Genomic DNA, 16,380 nt, shown 5'->3' with positions numbered 1-16,380 from the left:
TTCGGTCGTTCAGTCGTTCGGCGGTCCAGTCGTTCGGTCGTTGGTCGCTCAGTCGCTCAGTCGCTCAGTCGCTCAGTCGCTCAGTCGTGGCGGAGGAGTGTTTCGAGTTCCTCCGCCGCGGGGCCCAGCGCGCTGCGGGTCGGGTCGTGCGGGGCCGTCGGACGGGCCGCCTGGTTCGTCGGCGGGCGGTGCGCGTGGGCGGCGGCGGTCAGCTCGTCCAGAGCGTGCCGCACCCGGTCGACCTCGGCCGGGTCCGGCACCCGGCCGCCGTACCGGATCTGCGCCGCGAAGGCCGCCACCGCGCCGCCCAGCCGCTCCAGCGCCGCTGTCGCCGGCAGCCACCGCTCGGCCAGCCGGCCGGTCGGGGGCGGTTCGGCCAGCCCCTGCTGCACCTCCTGGCGGGCGTCCGCCAGCGACCGGTAGGCCGTGCGGCGCAGCCACACCTGGGCGCTGCCGGTCCGGGCGGCCGTGCTCCTTTCGGTAGCGGGGGCCCCGGTGGCGGCGTCCTCGGCAATTGCGTCCTCGGGGGTGATGGCGGTCCCGGCGCTGCCGGCCCCGGTGGTGGCGTCCTCGACGACGGCGTCGAGGTAGGCCCGCAGGGCCGTCGTCGCGTCGACCAGCCTGGGCTCGATGCGGTGGCGCGGGCGTTCCGGCCACAGCAGGTATCCGAAGAGCAGGACGATCACGCTGGCCAGCACGGTGTCCAGGACCCGGGGCCAGAACTCGGCGGCGCTGCTCTGCCCGCCGAGCTGGAGCAGGATCAGCGCCATCGGCGTCATCACCACGGTGTTCAGCCCGTAGTGCGCCGCCGTGGCGTACGGGAGCAGGGCCACGCAGACCGCGGCCATCGCCGTCAGCGCCCACTCGTCGGTGGTGGCCAGGAGCAGCCCCGCGGTCACGGCCACCCCCAGCACGGTGCCGATCGACCGGCTCACCGCGCGAAGGAACACCGAGCCGAGATCGGGCTTGAGCACGAAGGCGATCGTCATCGGCACCCAGTAGCTCTTGCTGAGCGGGTAGTTGGCGGTGACCGCCGAGCCGACCGCGATGCACAGCGCGACGCGCAGCCCGTACCGGACCGACCCCCGGGACAGCAGCCGCGCCCGCAGCCGCCAGGGGTCCGGCGGCGGCGCGGGGGCGGTGCCGAGCCGCACCTCGCGGCCGGCCACCGTGTCGGCGGCGGCGCGCAGCGCCACGTCCAGGGCCTGCCGGGAGGGGGTGTCGGGCCGCCAGTCGGGGACGACGACCTCGCCGCCGCCCCGCCGCACGGCCGCCGCCAGCAGGTTCGGCACCTCGGCCACCTCCGGGGGGACGGGGCGCCGGGCCCACAGCAGGCCGGTCGCGGCCTCGGTGGCGGCGAGGGCGGCCTCGTACATCCGGCCGCGGCGGTGGTCCCGGCGGCCCTCGCGGGGGAGGAGGTCCTGGAGCCGGTTCAGCCGGGCCGTCAGCACCTGGCGCGAGGCGGCCGCCCGCGGGCCGCCCAGGTCGGCGAGGGTGCGGCCGAGCGCGTCGTACGCGGCGGCGAGCGCCCGGTTCCGCGGATCGGCGGCGGACCGCTTCGGCGTGCCCGGGAGCAGTCCGAGCAGCACCACGAACGCGGCCCCGAGCGGCATCATCGGCGCCGCCGCCCACCACGGCTGCGGCAGCGGCATCCCGCTGCCCAGCGCGGCCGACACCAGCAGCAGCATCCCGGCCGCCGAGCCGCGGGGACCGGTCGCGCTCAGCGCGCCGGAGGCGAAGGCGGTCAGCGTCAGCACGACACCGAGGACGAGACCGTCCGCGTCGGCGTGCTGGAGGGCGGTGCCGATCAGCATGCCGAACGCGGAGGCGAGGACGGCCGTCCCGATCCGGGCGGCCCGCAGCCTGGTCGGCTCGGCGCGGTCGTTCATCGTCGCGTGCATCGCCCCGAGCCCGGCGAACACCCCCAGGTCCAGCCGGTGTGTCAGCAGCCCCACCGTCAACGGCACCGCCATGCCCGCCGCCGCCCGCACCATCAGCGCCACCGGCAGGGGCGGCCGTGCCGGCCGCGCGGCGCGGGCCCACCAGGCAGCCGAGTCGGGGGAGCCGGGGGAGCTCATGGGGACACGTCCGTTCTGCGGCCTTGGGTCGCTGCTGTGCGACATTGCGCGGCAGATGGGGCGTACCGGGTCAGTCTACCCAGGGCCGCATCGGCGGCCCCGTACGTGTCAAGTTCGTACCGATCGCTTTCGGCCGGGCCAAGGGCCCTGCCGGTCCGACAGGGGTGGTGGCTACGATGACGGAGGCGGAAACCGTCCACAGGGCGGGCGGTGAACCGACCAGGACGGTACGACCCAGAAGTTGACGGTGTGTTGCGGCCCGAGGTCGCCCGGGGCGCCCCGGGCGCGCGGGCGGCGTACGGGGGAGAGGTGAACTGCTGTGGCAGAAGGCGACGGTAACGGGTCGGGGACTCCTGCACCGGCGAACCCTTCGGGGGACACGACGCCGTTCGTGCTGGAGAAGAAGCTCCCGTGGCCCTTCGGCGGGGTCAACATCGCTCCCTTCGTCAGCACCGCGCAGACGAACGTCAGCGCCGGCGACCTGGTGGCGGCCTTCGGGAAGCAGGACGTCCAGGTCGAGATCGACACGCTCACCGAGTTCACACGGAAGATCGAAGCCCTGCTCCTGGTGATGGAGGGGTCGGCGGCTGCACCGTACAACGTGCAGGAGCAGAAGTTGCAGGGGCAGCACCTTGCCAGTGCGACGTTCATCGAAGCGACCGACCTGACCACCGCCTACGGCCGGGTGCACGCAGAGCTCGTCAAGCTTCACAAGGATTTCGTCTCTCAGATCCAGGCCATGAAGGACGCGGTCGCGACGTCGGCGAGCCAGTACGCGACCAACGAGGACCACACGACGTCCGCGCAGAACGCGGTCGCGGCTGCGGCCAACGGGTCCTCGTCCAAGCGGACCGAAGTCAGCTACTGACGGTGTCCTGGGCGAGAGAGATACGGGGAGACGGGGAGTAGGCATTGTCAGGCGGAACTGATTTCGAGAGCAGCAGCCACAAGGCGCTCATTGCGATGGTCGAGAAGACCAATCCCGCGATCGTATTGACCCGTGGCACTCAGCTCCAGTCGGCGGGCCGTGTTCTGAAGGAGCTGAGCGCGGCACTCAAGTCGCATGTCGGCAACGTCGCCTGGGAAGGCCCGGCTGCCGAGAGTTTCAAGACCTGGGCCGGCAACCTGCAACTGTCCGCCGAGAAGCTGGGCGGCTATTCGGCGAGCGCGGGTGATGCCATGCACCAGGCCGGGGAAGCACTCAGCACTGCCAAGGCCGCTATGCCGCCGGAACCGCATGACGCCCTCAACTGGGTGGAGGGGCGCAAGACGCAGAAGCCTGATCCCGTGGTGATCAAGCAAATGCAGCTTGTCTCCATCAAGCCGGACAGCAGCCCCAGCGCGTCGGAGATCGACGCTGCGATGAGGCGCAGTGTCGGCGACAAGTGGGTCACCGAAACGCAGGCCATGGCCGGGACGCGTGAGATCTACATGGCGCACCAGGAAGCCATCCATCAGATGGAGAAGCTGGCGCAGGCATACGTCGCGGCGACGACGACGCTCAACGGGCTGGGCGACGGCCTGGTGTTGCCCGGGACGCCCGACTCGGGCAGGAACCGTTACGACTCGACCGCAGTCTCGGGTGGTAGTGGTGGCTCGGCAGGCTCTGGCGGCTCTGTGCGCAGCCCCCGTTCGGGTGGTGGAAGCGTGGGCGGCGGCTCCAACCCGTCCGCCGGAAGCTATGGCGGCGGCACGGTCCTGCCCCACGACCCGGGAGCGGGAGGCCCCGGCCCGGGCAGCCCGGGCTACACCCCGGCCCCTCCGCACGGCGGTGGCCAGTTGCCGTCCGCACCGCAGGACCCGGGGGTTTCGATCCCGTCGTCCTACCCGTCGGACCCGGTCAACCGTCCGGGCACCGACCTCAACAGCCTGCCCACCCTGCCCACTCTCCCGACCCAGACAGGCCCGTACGGGCCCGGCGGCGGCCAGCTGCCGCCGGACGGGCCGACCACCCTTCCCGGCTACCCGAACGGGCCGAGCGGCCAGACCAACGGACCCGGCGTCCCCGGTGTGCCGGTGCCGGGTATCCCGATCGGACCGGGCGGCGGACAGATCCAGAGCAGGGGCGGGGGCGGTGGCCAGGTCCAGCCGCGTACGGCGCCGTTCGGCGGCGGCCCCGGGCAGGGCAAGGGCGGCACTCCGGGACTGCCCAGCGGAACGGTCTTCGGCAACCGCGAGGCGGGGCCTGGCGGCGGCCGGGTCGGCGGGCCGAACGGCGCGGGCGGCATGCACCCCAGTATGGGCGGAGCCCACGGGGGTGCGATCGGTGCCGGTGCCGGCGGCGGCTCACGTGGCCGGGGCCTGTCCTCGACGACCGGCGGTGCGGTCGGCGGCCGCAAGGGACCTGTCGCGGGCGGGGAGTTCACGCCTGGCGGTACGGGTCTGCGCAACCGTGCGGCGAGCGTTCCCGAGGGCGGTGCCCAGGCTCGGCAGAGCGGCATGATGGCCCCCGGCATGGCGGGCCACGGCGGCCGGAACGAGCGCGACCGCCGCAAGCGGGCCGACTACCTGCACGAGGACGAGGAGACCTGGACCAGCGGTACGCCGCACAGCAACCCGGACGTGATTGAGTAGGACGGCAGCGACTGCCCGGCCACTGGGCTTCCCCAGTGGCCGGGCAGGCTTGTTCGGGGCGCGCTTCCCGGTCGACGGCGAGATTGACGAGGAGTTGTGATGGGGCGGACGAACGCGCGAGCGCGTTGGCGGGCTGCTGCGGCGGCGCTTCTGGCAGCGGGAATCGTGGTCGGCCCGGTCGCGGCGCCAGCCGTTGCCGAGGACACGATTCGGCAGCAGCAGTGGCATCTGGAGGCGATGCATGCCTCGGAGATGTGGAAGATCACCAAGGGGCAGGGCGTCACTGTTGCGGTGGTCGACGGCGGATTCAACCTGGAGCATCCGGATCTGGCGGGGCAGTTCCTTCCCGGCAAGGACTTCAGCGGAACCCCTGGTGGAGTGGGTTCCTACGGCGACGGGCACGGCACGGGGATCGCAAGCCTGATCGCCTCCACTGGAAGGGGCATGGGCGGAACGGGAGCTCAGGGGTTGGCTCCGGGCGTGAAGATTCTTCCGTTGAAGATCAACAATGGGTCCGTCGAGGCATCGATTTCCGCCGAGTTCCTCGACCAGATCGGCCAGGCCGTGACGTATGCGGTCGATCAGGGGGCCAAGGTCATCAACATCTCGCAGGGAATCAACGCGGTGGTTCCGCTGCCGGAAGAGGTGGCCAAGTTGAACGGCATCATCGCGGCTGCGAGGTCGAAGGGCGCCCTCGTGGTGGCGAGTGTCGGAAACGGGGCGCAGAAGGGCAATCCGGTTGAGTACCCGGGTGCACTGCCGGGCGTGGTCGGTGTGGGGGCGTCGGGCCGGGACGGGAAGGTGACGGCGGAGTCCGAGCACGGGCCGCAGGTGGACCTTGTCGCCCCGGGGATGGATGTGGTTGCGGCGTGCACCTCGTCCACCGGCTATTGCAAGAGTCACGGCACCTCGGACTCCGCCGCTTTGGTTTCCGCCTCGGCGGCGCTGGTCTGGTCGGTTCACCCGGAGTGGACGGCGAATCAGGTTCTGCGAGTTCTCATCAACACCGCGGGAAAGCCGACTGACGGATCGAGTCGCACCGACGACGCCGGTTACGGTGCGGCTCGGCCTCGCATTGCCTTGACGGATCCCGGCGATCCTGGCCCGGCGGATGTCCCGCCGATCCCGATCGTCCAGTCCGCCCCTTCTACCGCCCCGTCGTCTGCGGCGAGTTCGCCTGCCGGGTCGTCGGCGCCGACTCCCGTTGAGAATCCGACGGATGTGGCGGTGGGTGCGCCGACGGCGCAGCCGGTGGCGGAGAAGTCGTCGGGTTCGGGTAGCGCGTTGCCGATCGTGGCGGGTGTGGTGGCGGGTCTGGTGCTGGTGGCGGGTGTGGTGTTCGCGGTGGTGCGGCGTCGGCGGAAGCCGGTCGTGCGGCCGGAGGTCCAGGCCCCGCCGGTGCCGGCGCAGCAGCCGCTGGGGGCGGTGGCGCCGCCTCCGCCGTCGTATCGGCCGCCGGTGCCGCCGGAGGACAACCCGTACGCGAAGTAGGTCGAGTTGGTGGGGGCGCTGGATGTGGGCTCGTAGGTTTGTGTGCCTTGGGGCTGTGAGTCTGTGTGCGGTGGGGACTGTGGTGACGCCGGCCATTGCCGAGGACACGATTCGGCAGCAGCAGTGGCATCTGGAGGCCATGCGCGCTGCGGAGATGTGGCAGGTGACCAAGGGGCAGGGCGTCACTGTCGCGGTGATCGACAGCGGGTTCAAGTTCGATCATCCAGACCTGGATGGACAGTTCCTGCCGGGCAAGGACTTCAGTGGAAGCCCTGGTGGTGTGGGGTCGTTCGCGGACGGCCACGGTACTGCCATCTCCAGCCTCATCGCCGGTACTGGCAGGGGAAACGGGGGGACCGGCGCGCAGGGGCTGGCGCCCGGCACCAAGATCCTTCCGTTGAAGATCAACACCGGTAAGGTCGGATCGCTCGTATCGACCGACTTCCTTGATCAGATCGGCCAGTCCATCACTTATGCGGTGGACCAAGGGGCGAAGGTCATCAACATCTCGCAGGGCATCGAGGCGGTAACGGCCCTCCCGGCTGATGTGGCGAAACTGAATGGGATCATCGCAGGAGCCCGCGCGAAGGGCGTTCTGGTATTTGCCAGCGTCGGGAACGGGGCCGACAAGGGAAATCTGGTCGAGTATCCGGGGGCACTTCCGGGTGTGGTCGGCGTCGGGGCCTCGGACCAGAACGGCACCGTCACGGCGGAGTCCGAACGGGGCCCGCAAGTAGCGTTCATCGCACCTGGTCAGGACGTAATGTCCGCCTGCACCGGTGCCACGGGTTACTGCAAGAGCCATGGGACCTCGGACTCGACCGCTTTGGTGTCGGCCTCGGCGGCATTGGTCTGGGCCGTCCACAAGGACTGGACGGGGAACCAGGTCCTGCGGGTTCTCATCAACACTGCGGGAAAGCCGAATGACGGGTCACCCCGCAACGACATCGTCGGCTACGGTGCGGTGCGGCCGCGTATCGCGTTGACGGATCCGGGTGATCCCGGGCCGGCGGACGTGTCGCCGATTCCCGTCAACACGGCTACGCCGCCCGTGGGGTTGCCTTCGGCAAGTTCGTCTGTTGTTGCGTCGGCGGCGCCGGTGCCGACCGAGAGTCCGACCGATGTGGCGGCCGGTGGGTCGACGGCGCAGCCGAAGGCGGAGGGGGCGTCGGGTTCGGGCAGTGCGGTGCCGATCGTGGCGGGTGTGGTGGCGGGTCTGGTGCTGGTGGCGGGTGTGGTGTTCGCGGTGGTGCGGCGTCGGCGGAAGCCGGTCGTGCGGCCGGAGGTCCAGGCCCCGCCGGTGTCGGCGCAGCAGCCGCTGGGGGCGGTGGCGCCGCCTCCGCCGTCGTATCGGCCGCCGGTGCCGCCGGAGGACAACCCGTACGCGCGGTAGGTGCGTTGGCGGGACAGCGGGCACGAGGGCGTCGGGTTCATCCCGGCGCCCTCGTCTGTGTCGGCGGGCGGCTGTCGGCGGGCGGCGGACGGCGGACGGCGAGCGGGGAGTGCGGGGCGGCGTGGGGTGGTGGGGTGTGCGCCGGGGTCACTCGGGTGGGGGCTGGCCAGGGCCGAATGGGGTGGCGAGGGTGGTGGTATGGATGCGGAGGGTGCTTGGCAGGCCGGGCAGTTGCGGCGGGCGGCGACTGCGGCGTTGATCGGGACGGCGATCGAGTTCTACGACTTCTTCATTTACGGCACGGCCGCCGCGTTGGTGTTCGGGCCGGTGTTCTTTCCCGGACTGGGCACGGTGGGGGCGCTGTTGGCGGCGTTCTCGGTGTACGCGGTGGCGTTCCTGGCCCGGCCGGTGGGGGCGGTGGTGTTCGGGCACTTCGGGGACCGGGTGGGGCGGAAGGCGACGCTGGTGGTGTCGCTGCTGCTGATGGGGCTGGCGACGGCGGCGGTGGGGCTGCTGCCGGGGTACGCGGTGTGGGGCTGGTGGGCGCCGGCGGTGCTGGTGGTGCTGCGGGTGTGCCAGGGCGTCGGGTTGGGCGGGGAGTGGGGCGGTGCGGCGCTGCTGATCGCGGAGAACGCGCCGGCGGGGCGGCGGGGGCGGTACGGGGGGTTCCTGCAGCTGGGGCCGACGATCGGGTTCGTGCTGGCGAACGGGGTGTTCCTGGCGCTGCAACTCGGCCTGGACGAGGGGGCGTTCCGTGCCTGGGGTTGGCGGGTGCCGTTCCTGGCCTCGTTCGTCATGGTCGCGGTGGGGCTGTTCGTACGGCTGCGGATCGAGGAGTCGCCGCTGTTCCGGACGGAGGAGTCCCGGGAGCGGCTGCCGGTGCTGGAGGTGCTGCGCGGGCACTGGCGCCCGGTGCTGGCGGGCGGTGGGGCGATCACCGTGGGGTACGCGCTGTTCTACCTGACCACGACGTACGCGCTGGCGTACGCGACGACCGGGCTCGGGGTGCCGAGCACGCTGATGCTGTCGATGCTGCTGGCCGGCGCGGTGGGCATGGCCGCGACGGTGTGGCTGAGCGCCTCGCGCAGTGACCGGTGGGGCAGGCGGCGGACCCTGCGGTGGGCGACGGGCCTGGCCGCGGTCTGGTCGCCGGCGCTGTTCCCGCTGCTGGAGACGGTGAGCCGGCCGCTGATGTTCGTCGCGCTGGCGGGGGCGATGGCCGTGCTGGGCTGCGTGTTCGGGCCGGTGGCGGCGTTCCTGCCGGAGCTGTTCCCGACCCGGGTGCGCTACACGGGCGCGGCGCTGACGTACAACCTCGGCGGGGTGATCGGCGGTGCGACGACGCCGCTGGTGGCCACCCGGCTGACCGGGACGTACGGGACGGCGCAGCCGGTGGGCTGGTACCTGGCGGCGCTGGGCCTGCTGGCCCTGGGGTGCCTGCGGCTGCTGCCGGAGACCCTCGGCGCGGAGCTCGGGCCGGTGGACGGCGGCCGACGCCGGACGCCCCTGCTGGGGACGGACCCGGCGGCGTAGGAGCGTGCGCGGCCCGGCCGGCGGCGCGGGCGCGGTCGGCCCGGAGGACCGATTTCCCTTCCGGACCCGGAGCCGTGTAATGTCTTCCTTGTTCGACCGGCCCGGCGAAAAGCCCGGCAAGCCCCTATAGCTCAGTCGGTAGAGCGTCTCCATGGTAAGGAGAAGGTCTGCGGTTCGATTCCGCATGGGGGCTCCACAGAAAGACCCTCGCCTCGCGGCGGGGGTCTTTCGCGTTCTCCGGCCTGTTCCGCACCGGCGACACGCCACGGCCTAGCGGGTCGGGTACGGAATGCGCTGTGATGGTGCGTCATCGGCCGCCCGGCCCGAGGGGTGCGGGCGCGAGCCGGACCCCGACCGGGAGGGCGTCATGGGCGTTCGACTCGTGGTGGTGGACGACCACCGGCTGCTGGCCGAGGCGCTGGCCACCGCACTTCAGCTGCGCGGACACCGGGTGCTCGCGGTCGGCTCGCCGGCCGGCGTCGCCGCGGACCTGGTGGTCGGGCGGCGGCCCGAGGTGTGCCTGCTGGGGGTGGCCGCTCCGGGGGAGTCGGAGGCCTTCGACGGGCTGCGCCGGATCCGTCGCGAACGCCCGGAGGTGGCTGTGATCGTGCTCGGCCCGGTGGGTGAACTACGCGGTGTCGCAGGGGCGTTCGCGGCCGGGGCGGCCGGCTACGTGCCCAGCGACGAGCGGATCGAAGTGGTCGAGCGGGCGATCGGACGGGCGCGCGCGGGCGAGGCCGCGGTCGCGGTGGACATCCTGCGCGGGGCCTTCGACCAACTGCTGCGCCCGGTGGCCGAACCGGACGACGAGGCCGTCCGGCTGCTGCGGCTGCTGACCCGCCGTGAGGTGCAGGTGCTGACCCGGATCGCGGACGGCGAGGACACCGCGGCGATCGCCGCCGGGATGCGGATCGCCGCCAGCACCGCCCGTACCCACGTCCAGCGGGTGCTGATGAAGCTCGGCGCGCGGACCAGGCTGGAGGCGGCCGCGGTGGCGGCGCGCACCGGTCTGCTGGAGCGGATGGCCGGGGGCTGAGGGCCGCGGGAGGAGCCCGGACGGAACCGCCGGAGCCGGCGACGGGTAGCTGGCGGAGGCGACCCGCGGGAGACGGCGGGTGTCCGGGGGCCGGTGACCGGGTGAAGAGGCCGGAAGCGGTCGCCCGGGTGGTCCTGAGCACCCCGATGGGATTGGGAGAATGAGCCCAGTCGTTCGCATTCCGTCGATGGCTCCCGCCCGCCGGGCGGACCGTCGTTCGCTGGAGGTCGCAACATGAGTAAGTACCTGGTCACGGGTGGCGCCGGTTACGTCGGCAGCGTGGTCGCCGCTCACCTGCTGGAGGCGGGGCACCAGGTGACCGTCCTGGACGATCTCTCCACCGGCTTCCGTGAGGGCGTCCCGGCCGGTGCCGAGTTCGTCGAGGGCAGGATCCAGGAGGCCGGGAAGGTGCTGGACGGCTCCTTCGACGGCGTGCTGCACTTCGCCGCCTCCTCGCAGGTCGGCGAGTCGGTCGCGGACCCGGAGAAGTACTGGCGCAACAACGTGGCCGGCTCGCTGGAGCTGATCAGCGCGATGCGCGCGGCCGGCGTGCGCAAGCTGGTGTTCTCCTCCACCGCCGCCACCTACGGCGAGCCGGAGGCCGTGCCGATCGCCGAGACGGCCCGCACCGCGCCGACCAACACCTACGGCGCCACCAAGCTCGCCGTGGACCACCTGATCACCAGTGAGGCCGTCGCCCACGGCCTGGCCGCCGTCTCGCTGCGCTACTTCAACGTGGCCGGCGCGTACGGCGCGTACGGCGAGCGGCACGACCCCGAGTCGCACCTGATCCCGCTGGTCTTCCAGGCCGCGCTGGGCAAGCGCCCGCACATCGCGGTGTACGGCGACGACTACCCGACCCCGGACGGCACCTGCATCCGCGACTACATCCACGTCGCGGACCTGGCCGAGGCGCACCTGCTGGCGCTGGACGCGGCCAAGCCGGGCGAGCACCTGATCTGCAACCTGGGCAACGGCAGCGGCTTCTCGGTCCGCGAGGTGATCGAGTCGGTCAAGCGCGTCACCGGGCGGGAGATCCCGGTGCAGGTCGCCGGCCGTCGGGCCGGCGACCCGGCGGTGCTGGTGGCCTCGGCCGCCCGTGCCCACGAGGCGCTCGGCTGGACCCCGCGCCGCGCGAACCTGGACGACATCGTCTCCGACGCCTGGAAGTTCACCCTGGCGAACAACGGGGAGTGAGCAACACGCCGGTACGCGAAGGCCGGTGAGCAACACGCTGGTACGCGAAGGCCGGTGAGCAACACGCTGGTACGCGAAGGCCGGCAGCCGCCGGCCCGACCACCGCGGGGTGCCGCTCCCGGACGTTCCGGGAGCGGCCCCCGGGCGGCCCCCGAGGGGTCAAGTCCGGCCACTCACGCGTCTTCTGACGAAACTTCACCATATCGCCACGAGCGCGTTTCCCGCCCCGTACGCTGAGTGCGGTACCGGTGGGGGCCGGCGCCCTTTCGGTCTCACCGACCATCGGTGGGCGGGCGGAGCCGCAGGTCCGGGACACGGATGCCGGGCCGGTACCCGCCCCCGGGCTCGGGCGGTCTGAGCAGGGGGAGGGACGATGGCGCGGATTCGCGTCCTGGTGGTCGACGACCACCGGATCTTCGCCGAGGCACTGGCCGCGGCGCTCGCCGCCGAGCCGGACGTGGAGGTGGGGGCGGCCGGCAGTGCCGCCGCCGCCGAGCGGGCCTTGGAACGGGCGGCCGGTGAGGGCCGGGCCTACGACGTGGCACTGATCGACGCCGACCTCGGCGCCCTCGGTGCGGAGGCGGCCGGCCCGGCGGGAGCGGCCGGAGGCCTGGGGACTGTCGGTGGTTCGGGGGTGACCGGCGGTCCGGGGACGCCCGGAGTGCACGGACTGCCCGCCGCCGCCCGCAGGCGACCCGGCGCGGAGCACGGCGACGAGGCCCGGCGCAGGGGGACCCCGCCGGTGCCGCAGCCGCGCCGCCCGGCGGTGCCGCCGGTCCCGCTGTCGGGTGGGCTGTCACCCGGTGTCCGTCCCGCGATGGACCCGCTGCGGGGTGACCAGCTCAGACCCGCGGCCCCGCCGCCCGACGGCATCACCCTGCTCGCCCGGCTCCGCCGCGCCCACCCCGGGCTGCGCGCCGTGGTCCTGGCCATCGCCGACGACCCGCACCGTGCCGCCCGCGCCCTGCACGCCGGCGCCACCGGCTGGGTGGCCAAGGAGAGTTCGCTGGCCCGGCTGCTCGCGGTGATCCGGGGCGTGCTGCGGGACGAGACGCACCTGCCGCCCGCGCTGCTCACCGGGGTGATCCGGGAGCTCACCACCGCCCGGCGGGACCGCACCGAGAGCGAGCGGCTGGTGGACACCCTCACCCCGCGGGAGAAGCAGATCCTGCGCTGCATGGTCGCGGGCCTCGGCCGGCAGGCCGTCGCGGAGCGGCTCTACCTGTCGCCGCACACCGTCCGGACGCACATGCAGAACGTGCTGGGCAAGCTAGGGGTGCACTCCACGCTGGCGGCCGTCGCGGTCGCCCGCCGGGCCGGGGTCAGCCCCGCCGAACCGGCCGTGCCCCCGCCGCCCTCGGTGGCCAGCACCGTCGAGCGCCCCTGACGGAACCCGGCCCGCGGAGGGGCCGCCCGGGGAGGAGCCGCCCACGGGAGAGCCGCCCGCGGAAGACCGTCCGAGAAGGAGTCGTCCGGAGGCCCGTCAGCCCGGGATGTTGTCGAACGGCGCGACCAGCCGCCGCAGCAGCGCCGCGAGTTCGGTCTGCTGGCCGCCGGTGAGCTGGGCGAGCAGTTCGCGTTCGTGGGCGAGCAGTCCGGCGAGCGCCTGGTCGGCGCGGTCGCGGCCGTCGCCGGTGAGCCGGACCAGCACGCCGCGCCGGTCGTCCGGGTCGGGCAGGCGCTTGACCAGGCCCTTGCCGGTGAGCCGGTCGATCCGGTTGGTCATGGTGCCGGAGGTGACCAGGGTCTGGGTGAGCAGTTGCCCGGGGGAGAGCTGGTACGGGGAGCCGGCCCGCCGCAGGGCGGTCAGGACGTCGAACTCCCAGGGTTCCAGGCCGTGCTCGGCGAAGGCGGTGCGGCGGGCGCGGTCCAGGTGCCGGGCGAGCCGGCTGACCCGGCTGAGCACCTCCAGCGGCTCCACGTCGAGGTCGGGGCGCTCCCGGCGCCATGCTGCGACCAGCCTGTCGACCTCGTCCTCCATGACGATCAGTGTATCGGTGGATGTGTCGATGTGAAGTCTCTTGACATCGAGAAATGTGCCAGCAAGGCTACCGCGAGATATCTTGATGTCGAGATACCTGCGAGGTGAACCATGACCAGCCCCGTCTGGGACCCGGCGCAGTACCTGCGCTTCGCCGACGAACGCACCCGCCCGCTGCACGACCTGCTCGCCCGCGTCCCCGCCCTTCCGCACCCCGGAGCCGAGGTGATCCTGGACATCGGCTGCGGCCCCGGCAACTCCACCGCCGTGCTGTGCGAACGCTGGCCGCACGCCCGCCTCACCGGCGTCGACAACTCCGCCCCGATGCTCGCCACCGCCCGCACCGAGGGCGAGCCCGGCGCCGACTACCTGCTCGCCGACGCCCGCGACTACGACCCGGCCCCGGCCCGGCCCGACCTGATCGTCTCCAACGCCACCCTCCAGTGGGTGGACGGGCACCTGGCGCTGCTGCCGCGCTGGGCGGACGCCCTCGAACCCGGCGGGGTGCTCGCCTTCCAGGTGCCGGGCAACTTCGACGCCCCGAGCCACACCCTGCTCGCCGGGCTGCGCCGCGGCGCCCGCTGGCGGGACGTGCTCGGTGGGGAGGCGGTCAGGGCCGGCGTCCACCCGCCCGAGCGCTACCTCGACGCGCTGGCCGCGGCCGGCTGCCTCCCCGACGTCTGGGAGACCACGTACCGCACCCTGCTGCCGGGGCCCGACCCGGTCCTGGAGTGGGTCAAGGGCACGGCGCTGCGCCCGGTCCTCACCAGGCTCACCGACCCGGCCGACCGGGCCGCCTTCCTCACCGAGTACGGGCGGCTGCTGCGCGAGGCGTACCCGGCGGGGCCGTACGGGACGGTGTTCCCGTTCCGGCGGATCTTCGCGGTCGGCACCCGGCGGTAGGTCCGCGCGCGGCGTCAGGCCGCTGTCGGGCCGGCGCCCGGCGTCAGACCGGGACCCTGGGGCGGCCGGGCCTCAGCCCTTGCGGTCGCCGACCAGCCTCGGGTGCCGCTCCAGGCCCTCCAGCCCGTGCCAGGCGAGGTTCACCAGGTGCGCCGCCACCGTCGCCTTGTCCGGCTTGCGGACCTCCAGCCACCACTGCCCGGTCAGCGCGACCATGCCGACCAGCATCTGCGAGTACATCGGGGCCAGCCGGGCGTCGAAGCCGCGCGACTTGAACTCCAGCCCGAGGATGTCCTCCACCTGCGTGGCGATGTCGCTGATCAGCGAGGCGAAGGTGCCGGTCGACTGGGCCACCGGGGAGTCCCTGACCAGGATCCGGAAGCCGTCCGTCGAGGTGTCGATGTAGTCCATCAGCGCGAACGCGGCCTGCTCCAGCAGCTCGCGGGAGTGGCCGCCGGTCAGCGCCCCGGTCACCATGTCCAGCAGCAGCTGCATCTCGCGGTCGACCACGACCGCGTACAGCCCCTCCTTGCCGCCGAAGTGCTCGTACACCACGGGCTTGGACACCCCGGCGCGCTCGGCGATCTCCTCCACCGAGGTGCCGTCGTAGCCGCGCTCCGCGAAGACCGTCCGGCCGATCTCCAGCAGCTGCTCGCGCCGCTGCTTGCCGGTCATCCGGACCCGGCCGCCCCGGCGGCGCGGGGTCGGGGTCGAGCCGCCGCCGGCGCCCCGGGCGGGGCCTCCGTCGGCGGAGCCGGCCGCCGGTGCAGCGGCCCGCGGACGGGCCGGCGCCGTAGCGGGCGCGGCGTCCGTCCGCGTGCCGTGGTGACCGCCTGTGCTGTCTGCGCTGCTCCCGTTCACCCCTACATCATGCTGGAAGCGCCGCCTCATGCGGCGCGGCGGGCGGCGATCCGCTCCGCGTCCGGCCAGCGGACGTCCCGGACCCAGCCGGCCAGCTCGAACCAGCGGATCAGCCGGGCCGAGGAGTCGATCTGCCCGCGCAGCACCCCGTGCCTGGCCGCGGTCGGGTCGGCGTGGTGCAGGTTGTGCCAGGACTCCCCGCAGGAGAGCACGGCGAGCCACCAGACGTTGCCGGAGCGGTCCCGGGAGCGGAACGGGCGCCGGCCCACCGCGTGGCAGATCGAGTTGATCGACCAGGTGACGTGGTGCAGCAGCGCCACCCGGACCAGCGAGCCCCAGAAGAAGGCGGACAGCGCGCCCTCCCAGGAGAGGCTCACCAGGCCGCCGACCAGCGCGGGCAGCAGCAGCGAGAGGGTGGTCCAGAGCCAGAACAGCCGGGAGATCCGCCTTATGGCCGGGTCGCGCACCAGGTCCGGGGCGTAGGTGAGCTGAGAGGTCTGCTCCTCGTCGAACAGCCAGCCCATGTGGGCCCACCAGAGGCCCTTCATCAGCGCCGGGAGGCTTTCCCCGTAGCGCCACGGGGAGTGCGGGTCGCCGTCCTTGTCGCTGAACCGGTGGTGCTTGCGGTGGTCGGCCACCCAGCGCACCAGCGGGCCCTCGACCGCGAGGCTCCCGGCGACCGCCAGGGCCAGGCGCACCGGGCGGTTGGCCTTGAACGCGCCGTGGGTGAAGTAGCGGTGGTAGCCGACGGTGACGCCGTGGCAGGTGAGGAAGTACATGGTGACGGCGATCGCGAGGTCCGTCCAGCCCAGGCCCCATCCCCAGGCCACCGGGACGGCGGCCACCAGGGCGGTGAACGGCACGAGGATGAACAGGCCGAGCGCGATCCGTTCGGCGAGGCCCTGCTTCTCGCCGCCGCGGGTGGCGGACAGCCGGGTGGCCGCGGCGTCGGGACCGGTGGCGTCGGGGCCGGTGGTGCCGGCGGTGTCGTCGGAATCGGTGGTCTCGCCGGCTTCGGCGGGATCGGTGTCGGGAGACGGAGTGGGGGACGTGTTCCCCGCGCGCGCCTCGCCTGCCTGGATGGTCATGGGCGTCCCTTTGCGGCGTCCCGGAACGGGAGAGAAGCGGATCCTACGGTTGCGTAACCTACGGCATCGTAGGTTGCGCTCCGTGTCCAGGGGAACACATCGCAGCGCGGCGCTTGAGTGAATTCACCCGACTGGATGGATGAACCGTGGGCGCGCCGGGCCGGTCGCGGAGGCCGGAAACGGGCCCGCGGATCGGTGCAAGTCGATACCCACGGCAGGGCCCTCTCGGGTAGGGTCTGACACGA

Annotated in this window: 13 protein-coding genes and 1 tRNA gene; 10 read left to right on the top strand and 4 right to left on the bottom strand. The window is 72.9% G+C overall.

Features of this window, described 5'->3' with window-relative positions; all coding sequences use genetic code 11:
• Positions 1-80: 80 nt before the first annotated feature.
• Positions 81-2,078: an FUSC family protein gene (locus ACZ7C5_RS33550; protein WP_470324139.1), complete on the bottom strand. Its 1,998-nt coding sequence runs from the start codon at positions 2,076-2,078 to the stop codon at positions 81-83.
• A gap of 391 nt (positions 2,079-2,469) precedes the next feature.
• Here ACZ7C5_RS33550 and ACZ7C5_RS33545 point away from each other — a divergent pair, with 391 nt between their 5' ends.
• The 9 genes from ACZ7C5_RS33545 to ACZ7C5_RS33505 all read left to right on the top strand — a co-directional run bounded on the left by ACZ7C5_RS33545 (position 2,470) and on the right by ACZ7C5_RS33505 (position 12,689).
• Positions 2,470-2,946: a hypothetical protein gene (locus ACZ7C5_RS33545; RefSeq protein WP_401091544.1), complete on the top strand. Its 477-nt coding sequence runs from the start codon at positions 2,470-2,472 to the stop codon at positions 2,944-2,946.
• Between the two features lie 95 nt (positions 2,947-3,041).
• Positions 3,042-4,652 carry a WXG100 family type VII secretion target gene (locus ACZ7C5_RS33540; RefSeq protein ID WP_470324138.1) on the top strand — a complete coding sequence of 537 codons (1,611 nt, stop codon included), beginning with the start codon at positions 3,042-3,044 and terminating at the stop codon, positions 4,650-4,652.
• A gap of 99 nt (positions 4,653-4,751) precedes the next feature.
• Positions 4,752-6,143, top strand: a complete 1,392-nt coding sequence (locus tag ACZ7C5_RS33535) for a S8 family serine peptidase (RefSeq protein WP_470324137.1) — start codon at positions 4,752-4,754, stop codon at positions 6,141-6,143.
• Positions 6,144-6,213: 70 nt separating this feature from the next.
• The gene (locus tag ACZ7C5_RS33530; protein ID WP_470324136.1) at positions 6,214-7,536 is read left to right on the top strand and encodes a S8 family serine peptidase; all 1,323 of its coding nucleotides are present in this window, start codon (positions 6,214-6,216) and stop codon (positions 7,534-7,536) included.
• Positions 7,537-7,734: 198 nt separating this feature from the next.
• The gene (locus ACZ7C5_RS33525) at positions 7,735-9,069 is read left to right on the top strand and encodes an MFS transporter (RefSeq protein ID WP_401091536.1); all 1,335 of its coding nucleotides are present in this window, start codon (positions 7,735-7,737) and stop codon (positions 9,067-9,069) included.
• Between the two features lie 120 nt (positions 9,070-9,189).
• Positions 9,190-9,265: transfer RNA gene (locus ACZ7C5_RS33520), tRNA-Thr, on the top strand.
• A 171-nt stretch (positions 9,266-9,436) separates the two neighbouring features.
• On the top strand, positions 9,437-10,105 hold the full coding sequence (locus ACZ7C5_RS33515) for a LuxR C-terminal-related transcriptional regulator (protein ID WP_188294716.1): 669 nt from the start codon (positions 9,437-9,439) through the stop codon (positions 10,103-10,105).
• Between the two features lie 234 nt (positions 10,106-10,339).
• The gene (galE, locus tag ACZ7C5_RS33510; RefSeq protein WP_470324135.1) at positions 10,340-11,302 is read left to right on the top strand and encodes a UDP-glucose 4-epimerase GalE; all 963 of its coding nucleotides are present in this window, start codon (positions 10,340-10,342) and stop codon (positions 11,300-11,302) included.
• Positions 11,303-11,675: 373 nt separating this feature from the next.
• On the top strand, positions 11,676-12,689 hold the full coding sequence (locus ACZ7C5_RS33505; protein WP_401091532.1) for a LuxR C-terminal-related transcriptional regulator: 1,014 nt from the start codon (positions 11,676-11,678) through the stop codon (positions 12,687-12,689).
• A 96-nt stretch (positions 12,690-12,785) separates the two neighbouring features.
• On the opposite strand, the gene ACZ7C5_RS33500 is transcribed toward ACZ7C5_RS33505, so the two are convergent.
• A complete protein-coding gene (locus ACZ7C5_RS33500; protein WP_401091531.1) occupies positions 12,786-13,283 on the bottom strand; it encodes a MarR family winged helix-turn-helix transcriptional regulator in 498 nt (165 codons plus the stop codon).
• Between the two features lie 111 nt (positions 13,284-13,394).
• Between ACZ7C5_RS33500 and ACZ7C5_RS33495 the strand changes: the two genes are divergently transcribed.
• A complete protein-coding gene (locus ACZ7C5_RS33495; RefSeq protein WP_470324134.1) occupies positions 13,395-14,186 on the top strand; it encodes a methyltransferase domain-containing protein in 792 nt (263 codons plus the stop codon).
• 72 nt (positions 14,187-14,258) lie between these two features.
• Here ACZ7C5_RS33495 and ACZ7C5_RS33490 read toward each other — a convergent pair whose 3' ends face one another.
• Complete coding sequence (locus tag ACZ7C5_RS33490; RefSeq protein WP_030259955.1) at positions 14,259-14,861, bottom strand: TetR/AcrR family transcriptional regulator; 603 nt, start codon at positions 14,859-14,861, stop codon at positions 14,259-14,261.
• Positions 14,862-15,073: 212 nt separating this feature from the next.
• Positions 15,074-16,135, bottom strand: coding sequence for an acyl-CoA desaturase (locus ACZ7C5_RS33485; RefSeq protein ID WP_470324133.1), 1,062 nt, complete (start codon positions 16,133-16,135; stop codon positions 15,074-15,076).
• Between the last annotated feature and the right edge of the window lie 245 nt (positions 16,136-16,380).

The sequence above is a fragment of the Kitasatospora sp. NPDC036993 genome (genome assembly GCF_055607525.1).
The sequence above is the reverse complement of the archived record's forward strand: the minus strand, read 5'-3'. Positions and strand labels throughout refer to the sequence as shown.

Bases quoted from the DNA above. Each gene is read 5' to 3' on its own strand.
- ACZ7C5_RS33550 (WP_470324139.1), bottom strand. From the start codon at position 2,078: ATGAGCTCCCCCGGCTCCCCCGACTCGGCTGCCTGGTGGGCCCGCGCC.
- ACZ7C5_RS33540 (WP_470324138.1), top strand. From the start codon at position 3,042: ATGGTCGAGAAGACCAATCCCGCGATCGTATTGACCCGTGGCACTCAG.
- ACZ7C5_RS33535 (WP_470324137.1), top strand. From the start codon at position 4,752: ATGGGGCGGACGAACGCGCGAGCGCGTTGGCGGGCTGCTGCGGCGGCG.
- ACZ7C5_RS33525 (WP_401091536.1), top strand. From the start codon at position 7,735: ATGGATGCGGAGGGTGCTTGGCAGGCCGGGCAGTTGCGGCGGGCGGCG.
- ACZ7C5_RS33515 (WP_188294716.1), top strand. From the start codon at position 9,437: ATGGGCGTTCGACTCGTGGTGGTGGACGACCACCGGCTGCTGGCCGAG.
- galE (WP_470324135.1), top strand. From the start codon at position 10,340: ATGAGTAAGTACCTGGTCACGGGTGGCGCCGGTTACGTCGGCAGCGTG.
- ACZ7C5_RS33505 (WP_401091532.1), top strand. From the start codon at position 11,676: ATGGCGCGGATTCGCGTCCTGGTGGTCGACGACCACCGGATCTTCGCC.
- ACZ7C5_RS33500 (WP_401091531.1), bottom strand. From the start codon at position 13,283: ATGGAGGACGAGGTCGACAGGCTGGTCGCAGCATGGCGCCGGGAGCGC.
- ACZ7C5_RS33495 (WP_470324134.1), top strand. From the start codon at position 13,395: ATGACCAGCCCCGTCTGGGACCCGGCGCAGTACCTGCGCTTCGCCGAC.
- ACZ7C5_RS33490 (WP_030259955.1), bottom strand. From the start codon at position 14,861: ATGACCGGCAAGCAGCGGCGCGAGCAGCTGCTGGAGATCGGCCGGACG.
- ACZ7C5_RS33485 (WP_470324133.1), bottom strand. From the start codon at position 16,135: ATGACCATCCAGGCAGGCGAGGCGCGCGCGGGGAACACGTCCCCCACT.